This window comes from Olivibacter sp. CPCC 100613 (assembly GCF_036959255.1).
Lineage (GTDB): Bacteria > Bacteroidota > Bacteroidia > Sphingobacteriales > Sphingobacteriaceae > Olivibacter.
This window is the reverse complement of record NZ_JAWMTI010000001.1, coordinates 1,082,307-1,099,584: the sequence shown is the minus strand read 5'-3', so window position 1 is coordinate 1,099,584 and position 17,278 is coordinate 1,082,307. Positions and strand designations below refer to the sequence as shown.

Here is a 17,278-nt window from a genome sequence, read left to right as displayed (position 1 = left end):
TTCTTTAGCAAAAAAGCCTTCAATTAATGCATTAATTGAAGGCTTCCTATTTAATCTGTCAGTTACTTTTTTCCGAGTTTATGCCCTGCGATAGCATAATACCATATGACCAAATAGCAGGGAACCATAATCCAATAGGCTTGTTGAGGATTCCACATATCAGCCAAAGCACCATAGCCAAGAGGGATGAGCGCGCCACCACATATTCCCATTACCAGTACAGAAGAAGCGGCTTTGGTAAAACGTCCTAAGCCGGCTAAGGCCAAGGGCCAAATTGCCGGCCAAACCAGTGAGTTGGCTAAGCCTAATAAAGCCACACAAGCGACCGATACATATCCGGTGGTAAAAATTGCCCCTAATGATAAAAACAAACCAAGTAAAGAGCATAATTTCATTGCCGTTTCCTGCTTAAGATACTTTGGTATACAAATGATCCCTATAATATAACCAACAACCATACTGATCATGGTTCCCAGTGTGAAGAACTTGGCGGTTTCCAATGCGATTCCTTGAGACGAGCCGTAGCTAATTATCGTATCACCAGCCATTACTTCTACTCCGACATAAAGGAATAAAGTGAATACACCTAAGATTAGATGAGGAAAATCAAACAAGCTATTCTTACCCTCGTTCGTGGTTGCCACCGTTTCATCCTCTGCGTCCGTATCTATTTCAGGTAAACTAGAGCGGTAAATTAAAAAGGCAAGTAGAGCAAGGACAGCAATTATTGCGATATATGGAAAAATAACTCTTGAAGCCAGCTCATTTAGCTCGGCAATTTTCTCCGCTTCCGGCATGGTTTCTATTCTAGCTGTCAGCTTATCTGCATCTTTTAGCATAACTGTACCCAAAATAACCGGAGCCAATCCGCCAGCTAACTTATTACATATACCCATAATGCTGATTCTTTTTGCCGCACTTTCAGGTGGACCAAGAATCGTTATATAAGGATTGGATGCTGTTTGCAAGATGGCAAGACCACTTCCTTGTACAAACAATCCCAGCAAAAATAACGCATAAGTTCTTGTCATAGCAGCGGGAATGAAAATAAGCGCACCAACTGCTACAATTATTAAACCAACAGACATTCCCTTCTTAAATCCAAAAATTTTCAATGTTTTAGTTGATAATGGGGCCATCACAAAATACGCTATATAAAAAGCAAAGGCTACCAAATAAGCTTGAAAATGATTGAGTTCACAGGCAATTTTAAGATATGGAATAAGAACGGAATTAAGCCAAGTAACGAATCCAAAAATGAAGAATAATGCTCCAATGATGACAATTGGATTTACACCGCTTTTACTGACAGTAGCGCTGGGATGTTGGTTCATGTGAAATTGAGTTTAAGTAGCTTTGTTTCAATCTGCGAATTGAATGTAAAAAATTTAACATTGTATTTACAAGGCTAATAAAATATTTCCATATTTTAAACAAAAACATTTATGCAAACGGTTGCTTAATTGGAGATTTCGATTGAAAGCAGTTAACTACTTGTATTGAATCCGGTTGAGTCATACGCGTTAATGCCATACCGATCGATGAGCTAATTGCATAAAAAAGAAACGCCTCAATTTCACATCGGGGCGTTTCCAAAAACCTAAACCTTATCACAAAACCATTACCTGGCCTTACTGATATGATAAAAACACGTTAAGGATTAAATAGTTTTAAAATTAGTTTTAAAAAGTTGCCGAAGACGGCAGCCATGTTCCGCTTAGCGTCTTAGACCATGGTATCCAAATACCGTTCCTTGATAATATTCTTATGGTGGTTAAGATGTCCTGCAACAATATAAAGAAAGGCCCGAACACTGATTAAACGATCGGAGGCCAAACCTCTTCGACTTAACTCCGCCTCGTTAAAAGTATTGAATAAAGCCATATTCGATTTTCTCAACAAAACAAATTCTTCAGCCAATGAAGCTAGACTGCGTTCATTGAAGCGCGCATTCAACACGAAGTCTTCTTGTTCAAAGCCAGGCAATGCCTTTGTATCATTTCGAGCAAAACGTAGTGCTCGATAAGCCATAATCCGCTCAGTATCTAAAACATGCCCAACCACTTCTTTGATGGTCCACTTCCCTTCGGCATAAGCATATTCAGATCTACCTGCTGGAACGGCCTCTAAAAACGCAGGAAAACTGGTAATTTGTTCATTAAGTACGTGCATCACGTCACCGAACACGGTATCAATGTAAGTTGCATAAAAGGCTGGGAATTCATCAGATTTTAGCTGGCTCATAGGTTAAACTGCTTTTTAATATGATTCTAAAAGTAGTTCCTTTCCCTACTTCCGAATCCTTAACAAAAATTTGTCCTTTATGATAGTTTTCAATTATTCGCTTAGTTAAGGAGAGGCCAAGACCCCACCCTCTTTTCCGAGTAGTATACCCAGGTTGAAAGACCGCATCGAATTTATTTCTTGGGATACCTTTTCCTGTGTCGCTAATATCAATAAATATCTGCTCTTTAGCAATATTTTCGCTTATAATTATATTAATTTCACCCGCCGATTCAATGGCATTAGCTGCGTTCTTTAAGATATTTTCAATAACCCAGTCAAATAAGGGAACGCTTAATTGAGCCTCAACGGTTTTATCTCCTGTTACGGAGAATTTAATTTTATCACTCGTACGTACTTTAAAATAGCGCACAAAATTACTGACTACCGGATAAACTGCATGATTTTCGAGTATTGGTTTAGAACCAATTTTTGAAAATCGATCCGCAACGATCTCCAAACGTTTAACATCATTGTCCATTTCCATAAGCAGTGGATCGGCTTCCGCATCAAACTTGGCCTTCATCAGTTCAAGCCAGGCCATAAGCGAGGATATTGGCGTCCCTAGCTGATGGGCCGTTTCTTTGGCCAATCCTACCCATACCTGATTCTGTTCCGATTTTCGCATGCTGTTAAATACGGTGTAAGCGATACCAAGAAAAATGGCAATGAGTGTCAATTGAACATAAGGAAATACACGCAGTTGAGTCAACAATAAAGAGTCCTTATAGTAGACATACCATTTTTCGCCTCCCGACAACTCAATCTCTATTGGTGGATGCCTTTCCTTCATAACAGCGAGCTGATAATCAAAGTATTCAGGATCATACTTAGGAAGGTTAGGTCCTTGATTCTCTCCAGCTACATTATATAGCGTCTTAGTAGAGTCGAGGCCCCGATAGTAAATAATACTATCTTTTGAATCCGTGATAATCGCAGGAACCTTTAAACTATCACGAACACTATAGATATAAGTGATATACTCATCATTAACGTCGGGCATAGCATACATGCTTCGTGTACTAATTGCCCAAACGGATGCCTTAGTCCGTTCTGCTTCTGAAAGATTTCTGACTAAAAAATTTGTATACCAAAGAGAGGCCGTTGCGATGATCGCAGCGAATATCAGTAGCAAAAATTTCCAGCGTTGACTATGTTGGTATGGATTCATTTAATTTCTTATTAGTTCTTTGTTATTAGTTGTTCGCCCTTTATTAAGTGATTTAAATACAAGCTTAACCAAACCAAGCCTAAAGTCAATTACCGATATCCAACAACGACCAACTGATAACTAAAAAGGTGCAAAGTACAAATTTTATGCAAAATGATTATTGTGTATTAACCATAACGCCTTTGCTCAACTTTCATCCAGAACCTCTTTTGCGGAAAGCTTGTATATCTTTAAAGCTAGCAAATGATGAAAAAAGGTTGATTAAATAAGATCTTCACTTACCCTTAACGTCTAAATAGTAAATGATTAATAAATGGATATGACACGAGGAAGATTGCATATCCAAAGCCTTTTATCTAAGTTTGCGCTTATGTCTACAAAGAATAAAGTTAGGGTACGATTTGCACCTAGTCCAACTGGTGGCTTACATCTCGGGGGTGTACGCACGGTTCTATTTAACTATCTTTTTGCAAAAAACCAAGGAGGTGAATTTGTATTAAGGATCGAGGATACCGATCAAACTCGATATGTTCCGGGTGCCGAAGAATATATCATGTCTTGTTTAGCTTGGTGCGGTTTAATCCCTGATGAAAGTCCCGCAAACGGCGGGCCTTACGCTCCTTATAGACAAAGTGAACGAAAGGATCGATACCGTGCCTTTGCAGAACAACTGGTAGTCAATGGATATGCTTATTATGCCTTCGACACACCGGAAGAACTTGAGGCGCAACGTCAGCTTATTCCGAATTTTAAGTATAGCCACGAAAATCGGTTACAACTGCGTAATTCCCTGAGTTTAGACGAAAGTGAGGTGAAAAAGCTTCTGGCGATTGGTGTCCCCCACGTTATCCGAATAAAAATGCCCGTAGGCGAAACCATTGGCTTTCAGGATATGATTAGGGGAACAGTCAGCTTTGACACCTCCTTAGTGGACGATAAGGTGCTTTTGAAAGCAGATGGCATGCCTACATATCATTTAGCCGTGGTAGTGGATGATTATCAGATGAAGATTACGCATGCTTTTAGAGGCGAAGAGTGGCTCCCTTCAGCTCCCGTACATTTATTGTTGTGGGAATATCTCGGCTGGAAGGATAGCATGCCACAATGGGCTCATTTCCCGTTAATTTTAAAACCCGATGGAAATGGAAAACTTAGCAAGCGCGATGGAGACCGATTAGGGTTTCCGGTGTACGCTATGAATTGGACCGATCCGAAGACAGGCGATCTTACCAAAGGATTTCGGGAGCTTGGCTTTCTTCCTGAAGCATTTATCAATATGTTGGCATTACTTGGCTGGAATGATGGTACAGATCAAGAGATCTTTACGCTTGATGAACTCATCGCGAAGTTTTCAATTGACAGAATCAGTAAAGCCGGGGCGAAGTTCGACTTCGAAAAAGCCAAATGGTTCAATCATGAGTGGATTAAACGCAGCCAAAACGAAAAGCTCCTTCCAATGGTTAAAGCCGTATTGAAAGAGCATGGCGTGATCGATCCGGTTGACAATTATCTTGAACGAGTATTAGCATTAGTGAAGGACCGCCTTACTTTTATAGAAGATTTCTGGATACAGGCTTCTTTTTTCTTTACACCGCCTACCGATTATGATCTAGAGGCTATCCAAAAAAAATGGAGCAACGAAAAGACAGCCTTTTTTAATGACATTATCCCCAAACTGTCTTCCTTCGAACATTGGGAAACCGAAGCGCTGGAACAATATTACAAAGAGGCTATTCTATCTAGCGGATTAAAACTAGGTGAACTTATGCTTCCGCTTCGTATCATGTTGGTCGGCGGTAAATTCGGGCCTCACGTATTCGATATAGCAACGCTGCTCGGCAGAGAAGAAACAGTTAAACGGGTGAAAAAAGGATTAGCCGCTATTTTAACATAAATGAAAGGGCTTGTTACAAAATCAACTGGCAGTTGGTACACCGTTTTGGCGGAAGGAACAAGCTATGAATGCCGCATAAAAGGTAAATTCCGCACGAAGGACATTAAAACCACTAATCCGATCGCAGTAGGCGATTGGGTTGAAATTGCGCTGGAACCCGAACAAGAAACGGCCGTGATCACCCTTCTGCATGATCGAAGGAATTATATGATTCGTAAATCGGTCAATTTATCCAAACAAGCACAAATTATTGCTGCCAATTTAGATCAGGCCTACTTAGTGGTTACTTTGGCTTCACCACCAACTTCTTTAGGTTTTATCGATCGCTTTCTAGTTACTGCGGAAGCCTACGATATACCAGCAGGTCTATTATTCAATAAGCTCGATCTATTTAGCGAAGAAGGTTTGGAAATACTGGCTGATTATCGATCGATCTACGAAAATCTAGGTTATCCGTGTTTTGAAATTTCAGCGTTAAAGGGGATCAATATGGAAATTATAGAAGCCTCTTTAATAGATAAGGTAACGTTGATTTCAGGGCACAGCGGTGTGGGAAAGTCAACCCTCATTAACCGCATCATACCGGAAGCCTTGTTACGAACGGGAAAAATATCCGACTGGTCGGATAAAGGAAAACACACGACGACCTTCGCTGAGATGCAGCCATTAGCACGTGGGGGGTACATTATTGATACTCCCGGTATTCAGGAATTTGGTGTAATTGACATTGAGCAACAAGAGCTCAGTCATTTTTTTCCTGAAATGCGTGCGTTAATGAGCCAGTGTAAATTCAATAATTGTAGGCATATCAACGAACCCGGTTGCGCTGTGTTAGCGGCATTAGAGGAAGGAGAGATCGAAGTAAGCCGTTATGAAAGCTACTTAAGTATTTATCATGGCAATGATAGCAGAGCCTAATATTTAACGAATAACCTTTTCTATAGATTAGATTATTTCGATTTTATGAAATCACTCAAATAGCTACATTCACCCACTGCTTGTTGATAAAATGCAGTTTCCTTATAATACTTGGCGAATTCAACAAAATATTTGTTCTTCATGCTAAACAGCCACAAAGGATCCGGTCCGGTATAATTACGATTTGAATAATAATCTGTCAGCGACCGATAACCGTATTTCTTTTGCTCACATTTGGCCAACATGAAAGTACATTTGGCCTTAAAATTTAGGTCCTTACTTAAAGAACGAGCCTTTTCATACCACTTACTTGCCTGCTTTGCATGCTTGTAGTCTTCATCGTAATAATTTGTACCTGAAATATACGCATCTGCACTACTCCAGGTATAGCTAATCAGATACCAAGAATTACCAAAAGTCCCTGTTTGGTAAACTCCATTGGCCATCGCAAAATAGTACTTGGCTGCATTTTTCGGATCTGACTTTATTTTTTCTTGACATAAAACCATCTGTTCTGCAAATTCCTTTTTATTCACACCCTTTTCTGTATAAGTTTTCGGATAATCATTTACCGTAGTAAAAAAAGGATCGGCTTGGAGAGCAGCCTCTTCATCGCCGTTATACCAATTTGACGCCACCCAAAATTGATGACGCGTTGATAGCTTATTAAAGCTAGCAAGAGCCTTTGAATATTCATGTGTACGAAGATAACTTGTTCCCAAAAGCTCGTAAAAATCATCCTCTTGAAGAGCGTTTAACGCTTGTACCAAATAATTTGTAAGTTGCTCTTGACTACCATGTTCCTTGAACGCTTTTATTCTCAGTAAAGCTTCGGGTCTTAATTGTTGCTGCCAAAAGCTTATTGTTTGATACGAGCTGTATTGAAATAGCGAATCCTTTCCGGTTTTACCAGCCCAGTAGATATCCCCCTTTACCATAGAAACAGCGGCCATAGCCGTGTCTTTTAACTGCAAGTATCTCGGTGCGAGTAAACTTTGATAAATATTACGCGTAGTCCGTGTAAAACGAAAATCCTTCTCTCCGTAAAAACCATAATTTTCTCGATCCGCATGGTTTTTATATTCAGCCAAGCGCTTTTCGTCCAGCCATTTTAAACTGGACAGCAAACCCTCCGATTCAAGATTTCCGCTTCGCTTTACCTCGTGCACTTGTATTAAAAGACGGATAATTTGATATTGATCCCGCAACTTGGCTGAGAGCCTTATGGTTTCTAATTGATCTAAGAGCGCCGAGGCATTTTCATTATCCCCCTTCATCCAGCTGATATAAGCCGCAGCAACTGTCCCCAAAGATGGCTCCTTATATTTTTTATCCGCTGCTAATCGTAATGAAAATGCCAATAAGCTGTCCGCATAAAGACGCGCCTTTTGAGCAAGCGAGTCGCTTCCATACAAGTAATTTCTGTATCCATATAAATCCTCACTAAGAGGCGCGTTATTTAGATAGCCTTCCAACTTGTTAATTTCCCTTATCAATAGCGTTCCAACCAACGCATTGGCTGGTGCTAATTGGTATACTGTATCCAAGGTATAAGCATTCAATTCCGTGTTGTTGAACCCTTCGATACTCCATATAATTGCCCGCTCATCATTAGAGTTCGCAAACGGAAGTATAAGCGACTTATTTACGTTGATGTAATGATAATTCTTGTAAGCCTGCACCCTTCTTTCAGGGTTGCCCTCAAAGACCTTTGAGAAAAGAAAAGCGGCCCGCGATTCTTCACCAATTCGTCTTAAAGCACCTGCCTTCAATGCTAGGGCCCAACCCTGCACGGCGCTCTTGGTATCGTTTGACTGTATATATTCATCATAGACCCAAATGCATTTTTTATAGTCAGCAGCATAGTGATACATCCTTGCTGCTTGATAAGCATAACGTAGGCGCAAAAAATCATCCCGCTTCACTTTTTTCAAGTGTTTTAAAGCCCTTTCTGCCAACCTGAGCATTGCCATCGTATCTCTCGGTGTTGGATCCCAATGATCGTAGGTATAAGCAGCTTGGCCTTCGCATTCTTTTGCAAATAGGTAATAGTCAAAAGCTTGTTTATGATGAAGCAATGCGGCAAAGAACGTATTACGCTTTAGACTATCCGGCGCGGCATCGATTTTCCTATGTTTCCAATTAAGCACGAGCGAATCCGTAGCTTCACTAGCTTGGTACATCAATGATCGCACATCTGATGCTTGCACTCCCTTGGCAAGGTAATCCGTCCATTCCCGTGCATTGATTTGGCTTTCGGTCTGCGGTTCATCCTCGCTGTACAAGAAACTTAGGTCAGTAAATGAAAACGCTGCATATGCATTCCCCTGGATATCATTATGAAAATATGAAATGTAATAATCATACGGATCGGGTTCTGGCCCACATGCAATGTTAATTGCAATTTCACCAAAAAAGAGGAAAATAGAAAAACTAAAAACGATCAATAATTTCTTGCAATTGCTCATCCGAAAAACGATTTAATAGAGCCGCATCTAAATGATAGAAAACCACCTTTAGATCCTTCCGTGGCAAATATCGAGATAAAAAATCAGACGCGACAAACAAAGTCTCTATGTTCACTTCTTCTCTTCGGATGACATCATTTACCCGCAATCCCGCTTTTGGAAGCTCTTTTTTTAAATGATAAAGCGACGTATTTCCTTGTCGATAAAACAAATTGGTATCGGTTAAAGACTGACTGTCAAGATGCTTTGAGATCCCTACATACTGTTGATCTCTAAAGACCACAGACCAACTGAATAAGGGTAAGGCAATATCAACCGGTAGCGGATAATGTGGAAGAAAATCTTTTAGATAAATGGCCATTTCTTTTTCATCCAAAATAGAATTTTGTGTACCATATTTACGTAAATTACCCATATTATAACACATTAATAAGACCTTATCAACCGGCGGAATACCGCTCGAGTGTCTATTTTTTATTTGGTGCAAGCGTAAAGTGGCACTCAGTATAATGGTTTTATGGCTTGTTAACGCTTTTATTTTCTTTAATAGCGAAAAATAGGTTTCGCGGGTTGTTTGCGTCCAATCGCAATCAATTTGCAGCTCGGTAAATTTATTTTTACCGCCTTGCTTTACCTTTGCTTCCGTAAAGGATAAAATCCGATTTGCAAGCATCGTCAATGCTTGTTCCGATTGCTGCTTTAAAACGTTATTCACGATGTAAACAACAGGTACAACATCAATGGAGTCCGGCAATTTGTTTTTAAAGACAATAGGTGAAACCGGAATAGCTTTTAGCCCGGTTTCGTCCAGGTCAACATCCATTATACGTACAAAAAGTTGCTTAGTATCTAGCTTATTAAGTGTCGCTTGTTCGCGTTCGCGTCGTTGATATTGTGTTTTCCAATAATAAAAGGCGGGCTGTATCGTCCGCTCATATTGACACGAAGCGAACAGGAGTAAAAAAAGCATCCCATACTTCCACATCATGCAAAGGAGTATTATTTGTTTGTAAGTTTTTCTTCAAAAAGCTTTAGAATACGTTTATATTCATCGGTCCAACTACTCGGCTCAACAAAACCATGATCTTCTACGGGATAAACTGCCAGTTCCCAATCATCCTTCCCAAGTTCAATTAATCGTTGACTAAGTCGTACAATATCCTGAAAATGAACATTTACATCTACCATACCATGACACATTAATAAATGACCTTTTAAGCCTTTAGCAAAGTTGATAGGGGAGGATTGTTGATAGGCTTTGGGATCATTTACAGGTTCGTTTAGAATATTGGAAGTGTAGCCATGATTATAATGGGCCCAATCGGTGACCGAACGAAGTGCTCCCCCTGCTGTAAAAACCTCTTGCTGCGTAAAAAGTGCCATTAACGTAATAAAACCACCATAGGAGCCCCCATAAATACCGATATTCTTTGGATTGACTCCGTATCTATCCACTAAGAGCTTAGCTCCATCAACCTGGTCAGACAAGTCTTTTCCCCCCATATGACGGTAAATTCCTGTACGATGATCTCTCCCGTAACCAGCGCTTGCTGTATAATCGATATCAAGCACTGTGTACCCTAAATCAGTCAATAAATTGTGAAACATGTATTCTCTGAAATACGAACTCCACCAATAGTGGACATTCTGCAAATAACCGGCACCATGCACGAAAATAACCGCCGGATTATTTTCTTTAGGGTTTTTAGGGCGGTACAAACGAGCGTAAACACTATCTTGGTAGCGATTGGCAAAACTAATGACTTCGGGTGTACGCCAAGGATATGCTTTAAATTCATCGCTTCGCGATTCCGTTACCTGAATTGCTTTAGCTCCCGGTTTATTTTCTTGCAGGTAGAGCTCCCATGGTGTGTTACTGGTTGAAAAACGTATAGCTAGCCACTTTTCATCCGGTGATAGCGTAACCTCATTACCCCCTTTCATTGAAGTAATCTGTTTGAGCGAACCACCGTTAACCGGCATGCTGTAAAAGTGCGTTATACCCGGGTGTTCTTTGTTAGCTGTCAGATAAAATGTTTTCTTATCTTTTGAGAGAAGAAGGTCCTGCACCTCAAAGCGGCCGTTGGTTAGTTGTTTTTTCGAACCTGTTTCCACCGACAGGCTATATAGATGAGAGTAGCCTGTTTTTTCACTTTGGAAGTAAATTTGTTCATCATTAATCCAACCAATATTTCCACCACCCCAGCTTCCACCGATACCGGGTCCTGCAATCCACGCATCATCATGTTGCCGATCCAGTGTCTCCAAAATTCCTGTCTGGAGATTCAACAATGCCAACCAACGATCTTTATGATCTTGCGCATAAACTGTAACAAGTGCTTTGTCTCCTCGTGGATTCCAATAAATACCGCCAATATTCACCGTCCGATCTTTATTCAATTTAAGCAGTGAATCTCTCTTTGCGGGATAGTCGCTGTAAAAAGCAGGCACCTCTTTTATTCCCGCTAAATTTGCTGTACTGATAGGCAGAACCGTATCCTTTTGAATATCATAAAGATAGGCATTTGCAGTTCCCTGCTCATCGCCCACTTTATTTCGCGTCTGCATGTCTTCCGTATAGCCGGACTCCGTTACATAGTTCGGAACGATTGTGTTTCTATTACTCTTTGACGGACTATATTTTATGTAGGCAACATAGGCTAAGTTTGGACTCGCAAAAACGTTTCGAACGACTTCATTTTCTGTTATGGGAAGCTCTCTCAACGGTTTTACTTTTCGCAGCTTTTCCAATGAATCGTCCGTATGTATTTTCCGCTTGCGATCATTTAAGACGTCAAACAAAGCCAATTGATTCTCTTTGAGCCACTGGTTTTGATCTGAAAGTTTGGCATCGTCTTTTTTCTTTTCATTTCCGTAAACAAAATTAGTAAGCTGTTTTAATTCACCATTTACTAAGGGCAGGCTATATACATTATTCCCGCGTTTAAAAAAGACAACATCTTCGTCTGTACTAAAATGGGGTCCTGATTCTACTTCCACCGTGGCCGTTAATTGCTTTTCGTGCCGCGTTTTTAAATCATATACAAACACATCCCCATTCTTTATGTAAACGGCTCGATTTCCGTTTTGATTATATTGCGTTTGCTGTATAAAACTTCGTGTCACTTCTTCTTCTTGCCTTTTTGGCTGTTGATTCCGGGTATCTATCCTGTACAAAGGCAAGTAATCTTGATTTTCAGGATTCCATCTAAAATAGAGATGTCCATCAAATTCTCCCCACATTATATTTTCAGGAGATGTGCCCATCCATTTGGGATCACGCATTATTTTTTCAATCGTCAAGTCTGATTTTTGCTGTCCCCATACAGGGTTGAGATAGATTAGGATGATTAAATGTAATATTCTCTTCATATGACATAACTTTACGCTAAAATACAAGCAATTTATGAGGGTAACACGCTATTTACGCAACAATTTAATAGCGTGGTTAAGTCGTTGAATTGTTTAGTGGTTAACGTTGGGTATAAAATAAAAAAACCACGGATGTCGCCGTGGTTTTTTAATAATTTCAAATTCCCTTAAACGGTCATAATATCCTTTTCTTTCGCTTCTGCTAATTTATCAACTTTGACGATAAAACTATCCGTTAGCTTTTGAACTTCTCCTTCCCCCACTTTGATTTCATCCTCCGAAACCCCGTCATTTTTTAGTTTTTTAATGCCATCATTCGCATCTTTTCTGATATTACGAATAGCCACTTTCCCTTTTTCCGCTTCATCTTTTACCTTTCTTACCAATTCCTTGCGACGCTCTTCCGTCAAAGGCGGAACAGCTAAACGGATAATGTTTCCATCGTTCTGAGGGTTTAATCCGATGTTGGAATCGATAATGGCCTTTTCAATTGCACCTAGCAAGCTCTTCTCCCATGGCTGAATAACTAAGCTACGAGAATCAGGTGTATTAATGCTTCCAACCTGAGATAATGGCGTGGGCGTCCCATAATAATCAACATTTATCCCATCCAACATGGAAGGCATTGCTTTACCTGCGCGAATTTTTGTCAATTCTGATTCGGTATGCGAAATGGCTTTCTGCATGGAATCACTAGCGTCTTCTAATTGTAACTTTATTAGGTCATTCATATGAATACTATATTTTCTAAGGCTATAAGAAATTGTAAATGCTTATAACGATGAATATTTCATGCTATTGCAAAGACTGCCCAAAAATAAGATTTTTTATTCAATGGCAAAACTTCCTAAAAAACGCTCCGAAGCAACTGGTAGACTTAGAATAATTTTCTTACTTTCGAGAAGTTTAAGCACGCCCCAACCTTCGCCCTAATTTTTCCAAAAGACATTTAATCTAAATCCACCTGAACTCCACGTCAAGTCCACCTTTAATCCACGTTAACTCCACCTATACTTTTGTATACATTCGCTATCTCCTTATGTTCTCTTGCCTTTCTATAGGGTGGATATAGTGTGAATATAATGATTCGTATCGACGTTCTTGTGCAGGATGCGTACAGCTAAAAACTTACAACCAATAGATAACGCATTCGTGTGCGAATTGCTAAAATCTAAAAAATATTAAAATTCTCTTGATAAATTAAAAATAAACCTTTTACTTTACTGCCAATTACAAAAATGAAAGCAATTATATCCATTACAACATCCACAACGATTACCACCGGGATAGCAAAACACCGAGGGAAGTAATCTTTATGTTGTAATGCCAACGATAAAACATAAAAGGCGCTTCTCTCGATGAGAAAGCGCCTTTCTTATTTAATAACGATTTTAAGGACAAACAGAAAAAATGAAGATACTTAAGTTTGGAGGCACCTCAGTCGGATCTACCGAAAGCATTAATGGTTTATTAGCGATCTTAAAACAGCGGTACATGCAAGGAGAAAAGCCGATTGTTGTTTTATCGGCCATGAGCGGAATTACAAACCTCCTTACTCAAATGGCCGAAGAGGCCGAACAAGGAGTCAGCTTCAGCCCTGCTTTGAAGGAATTAGAATCAAAGCATTTTACCATTGTTAAAGAGCTCATTCAAATTAAGAATCAGAATCCTGTTTTCACACAGTTAAAAATTTATTTAAATGAATTAGAAGACCTATTACAGGGTGTATTGAATCTACGAGAACTAAGCTCGCAAAGTAAGGATCTGATTGTCAGTTATGGTGAACGTTGTTCTGCATTTTTAGTCTCCAAAATCGCTGCGCAATACTTTCCCGAAAGTCTTTTTGTTGAGGCCAGTTCCTTAATAAAAACCGACAGTAATTTTGGTAACGCTCGTGTCGACTTGCAACAAAGCGAATTACACATCCGTCAGTTTGTGCAAGCACATCCTGATAAATTTCTGTTTGTAACCGGCTTTATCGCTTCCAATATAAATGGTCGGATTACCACCTTAGGTAGAGGCGGCAGCGACTATACAGCAGCCATTTTTGGCGCCGCATTGCAGGCGGAGGCCATTGAGATTTGGACAGATGTAGATGGCATGTTAACCGCAGATCCCCGCATGGTAAAAAAAGCGTTCCCGTTACCGATTTTATCGTATACAGAAGCCATGGAATTATCCTATTTCGGAGCGAAGGTTATTTATCCACCTACAATGATTCCGGCTTTTATGAAAAAAGTGCCTATAGTTATACGGAATACATTTAATCCAAGTTTTGAAGGGACCGTCATCCAATATGAGAGTGATAAGACCTCTTATCCTATCAAGGGCATCTCTTCCATCAATGCCATCAGTGTTATTAACCTAAGTGGCAGTGGCATGATTGGTAGAGCAGGTTTCAGCGGACGTCTGTTCTCGCTGCTTGCTCATGAACAAATCAATATCGTGCTGATCACACAATCATCATCCGAGCACAGCATCACGTTCGCAGTTCATCCTGCAGATGCGGTACGCGCCAAACACCTCATCGAGACTGAATTCGAATTGGAGTTACTCGCAAAAAAACTAGAAACACCTGTCATAGAAAACGAATTATCGGTGCTCGCCATTGTTGGCGAAAATATGAAACAAACTCCAGGTATTTCCGGGAAGTTATTCCATGCTTTGGGACGTAATGGTATCAACGTAAGAGCTATTGCCCAAGGCTCATCAGAGTATAATATTTCCGTCATTATTGGTCAGGTCGATCTATCGAAAGCTTTAAATGCGGTACACGATGCGTTCTTTACTGCCTTAAAGAAGACGCTGCATGTATTCAATCTTGGTACGGGCAACATCGGATCTACGCTGTTCAAACAACTACTGGAACAACAAGACTTTCTGCGTGACCACAATGACATTCAAGTCAAAGTAGTTGGCATGAGCAATTCCCGTAAAATGTTATTCGATCTAGAGGGGATTTCCCTATCATCCTGGCAAACTGAATTGGAGCGTAAAGGCGAACCCGCTAATTTGGAAGCCTTCATTAATAGGATGCAGCAATTAAATCTACCTAATTGCATTTTTCTTGATAATACCGCTAGTGAAGAGCCCACTAACCATTATCTTCAGATCTTTGAATCAAATATATCCATCGTAACCTGCAATAAAATTGCCAACTCTTCCAGTTATGCACAATATAAGCTGCTGCGGGACACCGCCCGTCGACATGGGGTTGACTTTTTCTATGAAACCAATGTGGGGGCGGGACTTCCTATCGTTCGTACCTTAAAGGACCTCATGACTAGTGGCGACCGTATTATTCGTATTGAAGCTATCCTTTCAGGTACCATTTCCTACATCTTCAATAGCTTCTCCGGTGAGGTCTCTTTCCACGATGTGGTTAAAAAGGCACAAGAGCTGGGATATACTGAACCTGATCCGAGAGATGATTTACGTGGTACTGATTTTATGCGCAAAATGCTTATTCTGGCACGAGATAGCGGTTTGGCAATAGAAGCGCAAGAGGTGAAACTGGGCGCAATACTCCCCGAAGCTTGCCTACATGCGCCAAGTGTAGAAGCATTCTATGAGGAGCTTATAAAAGAAACTTCCTTTTTCAACGAGCTGAAAGAGAAAGCCCATCATGAAAACAAAGCGATCCGCTATATTGGAAAACTGGAAAATGGCAAGGTTTCAATTGCCCTGGAATTGGTGGATGAAAAGCATCCCTTTTTTAATCTCTCAGGCAGTGATAATGTGATTTCATTTACCACGGAACGTTATAAGGAACGACCTTTAGTTGTAAAGGGACCGGGAGCGGGTAGCGAAGTTACAGCAGGTGGCGTATTTGCCGATTTGATGAATGCGGGAGCATAAATTACATGTGATAATTAGCTAATGTGAAAATGAGCCTATGAAAGGTTATAGCCAAATTACACTCAATGTACGTAATGCGAAATCGACCACTGAGACAAGATTTGCGTCTAACGACGGTAGGTCTTTTTACTTCCTGCCTGCGGTAGGCAGGTTTACTTTTGAATTTTTACTTATCTAATAAATGGAATTAACAATAGAAAAAGAACCCGCTGGTAAGGTCCGAAAAGAAAAAGACCGCGTGCATGTGTTTGCACCGGCTACCGTGGCTAACCTGGTATGCGGCTTTGATATCTTGGGACTAGCCCTGGACGAACCGGGAGATGAGGTGATTATGGAACGCTCGGACCAGCCTGGCGTTAAACTGTTAAAGATTACGGGCGATGACGGCCGATTACCGCTCGATCCGGCAAAGAATACGGTTAGCGCTTGTGTTCAGATGTTACTAAAGCATTTAAACCGTGAAGATGTGGGAGTGGAAATAGAGTTGCATAAACACATGCCTATCGGAAGTGGATTAGGATCCAGTGCTGCGAGTACGGTAGCTGGTTTATTCGCTATTAATCAGCTGCTTGGACAACCTTTAACGAAACAAGAATTGCTTCCTTTTGCGATGAAAGGCGAAGAATTGGCCTGTGGGCACGGGCACGCGGATAATGTAGCCCCTTCTTTATTTGGTGGTATTACCTTGATTAAAAGTTACGAGCCACTGGAAGTCGTGTCAATACCTGTTCCAAAAAGCTTATACTGCTCCGTAGTGTTTCCCCACGTAGATGTGCCAACGCGTGCTGCTCGGCAGATGATTCGTTCTAAAATCGAGCTGAAAGATGCGGTGGTTCAATGGGGCAATATTGCGGGCTTGGTAAGTGGTCTGTTTATGAGCGATTATGGCTTAATCGGTCGCAGTATGCAGGATGTCCTGATTGAACCTGTTCGTGCTATTCTGATTCCTGAATTTTATGAAATGCGACAAACTGCCATGGTAGCAGGAGCACTTGGGTTTGGCATCTCCGGCTCTGGACCCTCTGTCTTTGCCTTTGCCGATAACCATCCAACCGCATCGGACATCACCCGGCAAATTGTACAGCATCTGCAATCGAAAGGTATTGATAGCAACGGCTACGTTTCGGCAGTAAATCAACAGGGGCCGAGGGAATTATAGTTGCGAGCCGTTAGTTGCCCGTTGTGAGCTTACTTACATCGTAAAGCCTAAGGGTACAACTTATGAACTAAATAAAGCTATTAAAAAATAAAAGACCTAAGGTGTAATAGGTCAGCGTTATGAGCGAGTAACCAACGTGTACTCATAACTCATAA

At 40.6% G+C, this 17,278-nt stretch carries 11 protein-coding genes; 4 read left to right on the top strand and 7 right to left on the bottom strand.

The window, feature by feature from the left end; translation table 11 throughout:
• Positions 1–62 precede the first annotated feature (62 nt).
• The 3 genes from RYH73_RS04330 to RYH73_RS04320 all read right to left on the bottom strand — a co-directional run bounded on the left by RYH73_RS04330 (position 63) and on the right by RYH73_RS04320 (position 3,454).
• Positions 63–1,334: a sugar MFS transporter gene (locus RYH73_RS04330; RefSeq protein ID WP_335312083.1), complete on the bottom strand. Its 1,272-nt coding sequence runs from the start codon at positions 1,332–1,334 to the stop codon at positions 63–65.
• Positions 1,335–1,725: 391 nt separating this feature from the next.
• Positions 1,726–2,244: a DinB family protein gene (locus RYH73_RS04325; protein WP_335312081.1), complete on the bottom strand. Its 519-nt coding sequence runs from the start codon at positions 2,242–2,244 to the stop codon at positions 1,726–1,728.
• Positions 2,225–3,454: a sensor histidine kinase gene (locus RYH73_RS04320; RefSeq protein WP_335312079.1), complete on the bottom strand. Its 1,230-nt coding sequence runs from the start codon at positions 3,452–3,454 to the stop codon at positions 2,225–2,227. Before RYH73_RS04320 ends, RYH73_RS04325 begins: the two co-directional genes overlap by 20 nt.
• 370 nt (positions 3,455–3,824) lie before the next feature.
• Between RYH73_RS04320 and gltX the strand changes: the two genes are divergently transcribed.
• Together gltX and rsgA are read left to right on the top strand one after the other, a co-directional pair.
• Positions 3,825–5,348: a glutamate--tRNA ligase gene (gene gltX, locus RYH73_RS04315; protein ID WP_335312077.1), complete on the top strand. Its 1,524-nt coding sequence runs from the start codon at positions 3,825–3,827 to the stop codon at positions 5,346–5,348.
• On the top strand, positions 5,349–6,266 hold the full coding sequence (gene rsgA, locus RYH73_RS04310) for a ribosome small subunit-dependent GTPase A (protein ID WP_335312075.1): 918 nt from the start codon (positions 5,349–5,351) through the stop codon (positions 6,264–6,266).
• A 32-nt stretch (positions 6,267–6,298) separates the two neighbouring features.
• Here the strand turns inward: rsgA and RYH73_RS04305 are convergent, their stop codons facing one another.
• The 4 genes from RYH73_RS04305 to frr form a co-directional block, all read right to left on the bottom strand.
• The gene (locus RYH73_RS04305; RefSeq protein ID WP_335312073.1) at positions 6,299–8,734 is read right to left on the bottom strand and encodes a hypothetical protein; all 2,436 of its coding nucleotides are present in this window, start codon (positions 8,732–8,734) and stop codon (positions 6,299–6,301) included.
• The gene (locus RYH73_RS04300; protein WP_335312071.1) at positions 8,700–9,722 is read right to left on the bottom strand and encodes a hypothetical protein; all 1,023 of its coding nucleotides are present in this window, start codon (positions 9,720–9,722) and stop codon (positions 8,700–8,702) included. The genes RYH73_RS04305 and RYH73_RS04300 overlap by 35 nt, the downstream gene beginning before the upstream one ends.
• Before the next feature lie 11 nt (positions 9,723–9,733).
• On the bottom strand, positions 9,734–12,106 hold the full coding sequence (locus RYH73_RS04295) for a S9 family peptidase (protein ID WP_335312069.1): 2,373 nt from the start codon (positions 12,104–12,106) through the stop codon (positions 9,734–9,736).
• A 167-nt stretch (positions 12,107–12,273) separates the two neighbouring features.
• Positions 12,274–12,837 carry a ribosome recycling factor gene (gene frr, locus RYH73_RS04290; protein WP_335312068.1) on the bottom strand — a complete coding sequence of 188 codons (564 nt, stop codon included), beginning with the start codon at positions 12,835–12,837 and terminating at the stop codon, positions 12,274–12,276.
• A 679-nt stretch (positions 12,838–13,516) separates the two neighbouring features.
• On the opposite strand from frr, the gene thrA reads away from it, so the two are divergent.
• Together thrA and RYH73_RS04280 are read left to right on the top strand one after the other, a co-directional pair.
• Positions 13,517–15,964: a bifunctional aspartate kinase/homoserine dehydrogenase I gene (gene thrA, locus RYH73_RS04285; protein WP_335312066.1), complete on the top strand. Its 2,448-nt coding sequence runs from the start codon at positions 13,517–13,519 to the stop codon at positions 15,962–15,964.
• Positions 15,965–16,145: 181 nt separating this feature from the next.
• Positions 16,146–17,123: a homoserine kinase gene (locus RYH73_RS04280; RefSeq protein ID WP_335312064.1), complete on the top strand. Its 978-nt coding sequence runs from the start codon at positions 16,146–16,148 to the stop codon at positions 17,121–17,123.
• Positions 17,124–17,278 lie beyond the last annotated feature (155 nt).